Annotated in this window: 3 protein-coding genes and 1 pseudogene; all 4 read right to left on the bottom strand. The window is 42.4% G+C overall.

The window, feature by feature from the left end; translation table 11 throughout:
* Positions 1-211: 211 nt before the first annotated feature.
* On the bottom strand, positions 212-601 hold the full coding sequence (locus RT445_RS18780; protein ID WP_274796666.1) for a DMT family transporter: 390 nt from the start codon (positions 599-601) through the stop codon (positions 212-214).
* A 13-nt stretch (positions 602-614) separates the two neighbouring features.
* On the bottom strand, positions 615-938 hold the full coding sequence (locus RT445_RS18775; RefSeq protein WP_312507026.1) for a DMT family transporter: 324 nt from the start codon (positions 936-938) through the stop codon (positions 615-617).
* A 22-nt stretch (positions 939-960) separates the two neighbouring features.
* Positions 961-1,074: pseudogene (locus RT445_RS18770) on the bottom strand (helix-turn-helix domain-containing protein); the annotation flags it as partial.
* A 340-nt stretch (positions 1,075-1,414) separates the two neighbouring features.
* Positions 1,415-2,968, bottom strand: a 1,554-nt coding sequence (locus RT445_RS18765) for a vWA domain-containing protein (protein ID WP_313471271.1), incomplete at its 5' end; no start/stop codon positions are given.

The raw sequence follows: 2,968 nt of genomic DNA, 5'->3' as shown, positions 1-2,968 counted from the left end.
TATCCGTCTACACGCTAGATTCCTGCTTTTTTGCGGGGCTATCCTTCGATTTCAGTCGGCTATCCGCCACCTTTCTATTCCTATCCACCGCTTTTGGACGGCTATCCACCACTTTTCCATTTCTATCCGTCTACACGCTAGATTCCTGCTTTTTTGCGGGGTTATCCTTCGATTTCAGACGGCTTTCCATCACTTTTCCATCTCTATCCGTCTACACGCTAGATTCCTGCTTTTTTGCGGGGCTATCCTTCGATTTCAGCCGGCTATCCGCCACGTCTTCCCTTTTATCCCCTTGATTTAACAAGATAACCCCTCCAATAATTAGAGCAATGCCAATCGCAGAGTAGAGATTAAAAATATCGTTCCAAATTATAATGCCGACCATGACAGTTAAAGCTGTGCCAACTCCAGACCAGATGGCGTAGGCTAAGCTTAATGGCATTGTTTTTAAGCATAAGGATAGGCTATAAAATGATATCCCATAGCCAAGTGCCACCGCTAATGATGGGACCAGCACAGTGAAACCATCAGAAAGCTTGAGCATCGTTGTGGCAAAGACCTCACTTATGATTGAGAGTGTTAAAAATAAATAGCCTTTCATTCTATGGTGCCTCCTAATGACTGCCTGCAAGATTGAGTACTACGACACCCATAATAATACAGAGAATCCCTAGTACCTTCTTGCGATTGAATATTTCCTTATAAAGGACAACCCCAACAATAGCTGTTAAGGCTGTCCCTAAACCGGCCCATATCGCATAGGCCGTACCAATTGGAATGACTTTTAATGTTAAGGCTAAACAATAAAACGCCGTTCCATAGCCCACCACCACACCAATCGATGGCCAAATCCGAGTGAAACCCTCCGTGCGCTTTAGCATGGAGCTTGCAAAAACCTCTGCTATAATAGCGAGTAATAAAAAAATAAAAGCCAACATTGTTAAAATCCCTTCTTTATTGCTATGGTTCCTCTTCCTCTATATACTCCAGTCTATCTCCTGGCTGACAGTTCAACTCATACAGAATTGCATTGAAAGCAGAAAAACGTAAGGCACTTACCTTGCCCGTACGCACACAATCGCTATGTATAGTGTAGCAGTAAATAAACATTTCACGAATCTTTTTAGATTTTCTTGGCTAGCTGATCGGACAACAATAATGTCACACCTTCACCTTCAGAATGAATGGAAGCCGTGCACTGCCCTTAGTCAACTACTGATTCACTTCCTGTTCTGTAACGACCCTACCCCGTACAAATTGAATCGTCATTAGCATGTTCGTAAAAATAGTAAGAAGCCCCTTAATCAATAATTAAAATTCTTTACTATATAATTTGTTCCATGCCAGCAGTCCCTTCCTTTATTATTAAATAATAAAACCCTCTAATGCTAGAGAGTTCTACTTTTTATGAACATTATTTCATTCTAAATACCTCACCTTTTGGTACAAATGGTAACTTAGCTCCTTGGGGTAGCACGTAGGCATGTTCTCTTTTAATCGTTAAACGGTCGCAATGTCCATCCGTAATAATAAGGATAGGGCCATTTTTGGGGAAGTCGGATGCTTCTTCCAGTAAGCGGACCCCAGGTTGTAACACTGTGCCTCCTCTGCCCCGTATTTTTACTTTTGTTAATAGCTCTTCTGGTGCCATATAGCCTGCATCATAGGCAATGGCATCACAAAAGATGACACGTACAAGTGGAACTTCTCTTGCAATACTATAGCTTGCTATTGTCCCGAGTGCTTTGCCAAGTAAGGCACGATCCATAGAGCCAGAAGTATCGATAATAACTCCGAATGTACGCCCATCTTCCTCCCCACTTTGGTGAAACCATCTTGGTCTTGCAATATCAGGTGTCGATGCTTGCCTTCTACTGGGGCGTGCATAGGTTCTGACCTTCTCTAATGGTTGAAACATGCGATCAAACCATTTTGCTAATTCCACGTCCCAGGCAATAGGCGGCTGTGACAGACTTCGAATTTCCTCGATTAGTCCTTGTGGCAAGTACCCCCTATCTTGCGCCATATGATAGCTTAGCCCTTGACTCAATGCTCTTCTATAAAATGCGTCCAAATCAACGCCTACTTTTCCTTCCCAAAAGTCTGGCGGTTTCGTTTCTATAATATCCACCATTCCTTGCCCCCGAAAGGTTCTTAATTTACGATACAACCTCATATCCGTAACAATGCGATCATAAATAGCTTCTGCAGATAACCCTTTTAATGCAGGGTCATATAGTCCACCAAACGCTGGCATCTCCCCTATTTTCATGTCGATTAACCAGCCATTTATGACATAATCGCAAGCAACATTCCAGAGATAGGGATCACGCCCTTGTCTCCGTGTAGTATGACTTAATCCAGCATGAAGCAATTCGTGTGCTATTAAAAATCGCATTTCTTCATCTGTCATCCCCATGGCCGTATTTAGGTAAATCTCCTTTGTTTCAACCGAGATGGCTGCTATCGAGATGTCCATCCTTGTACAAACAAGTGGATCTTCGATAATCGTAAAATCGGCAGCTAATGCGCCAAATAATGGATAGGAGCTCATAAACCAAGCTTTTGCCCGTTGTGCTTGTGTCAAATTCGTCGAGCCTGCGAGTGTGTTGTCTATACCTCCCGCTACACGAATGGCGCTTTGCACAGCTTTAGCTAATCCCTCTGCAAATAATTCGCCATAGTTGCGATAGCCGCTAAACATGTACTGTGTTTTATTTTTTGAAATTAGAAAATCCATTTGTCCTGGCATTGTGCTATAGCCTTTAAAATGAGCAGGTACACCCTCTCGTAGAAATCGATCATACAATTTTTCCTCAGAGGTAAAGGCTTCAACAAGTTGTTCATTCATTTCTTTTGGTGCTTGACCAAATTTGAGTTCTGCTAAAAATTTCGTGATATAACAGTCACAAGCAATATTCCATAGATCCTGCTGCTCTTTTTTTGGTTGGTGATGCTGTAAGCCAAG

Origin of the sequence: Lysinibacillus sp. (assembly GCF_032093475.1) — a bacterium.
GTDB classification, from domain to species: Bacteria; Bacillota; Bacilli; order Bacillales_A; family Planococcaceae; genus Lysinibacillus; species Lysinibacillus irui.
This window is presented reverse-complemented; position numbering and strand designations above follow the sequence as displayed.

Coding starts and splice junctions, on each gene's coding strand:
- RT445_RS18780 (WP_274796666.1), bottom strand. CDS start 601: ATGAAAGGCTATTTATTTTTAACACTCTCAATCATAAGTGAGGTCTTT.
- RT445_RS18775 (WP_312507026.1), bottom strand. CDS start 938: ATGTTGGCTTTTATTTTTTTATTACTCGCTATTATAGCAGAGGTTTTT.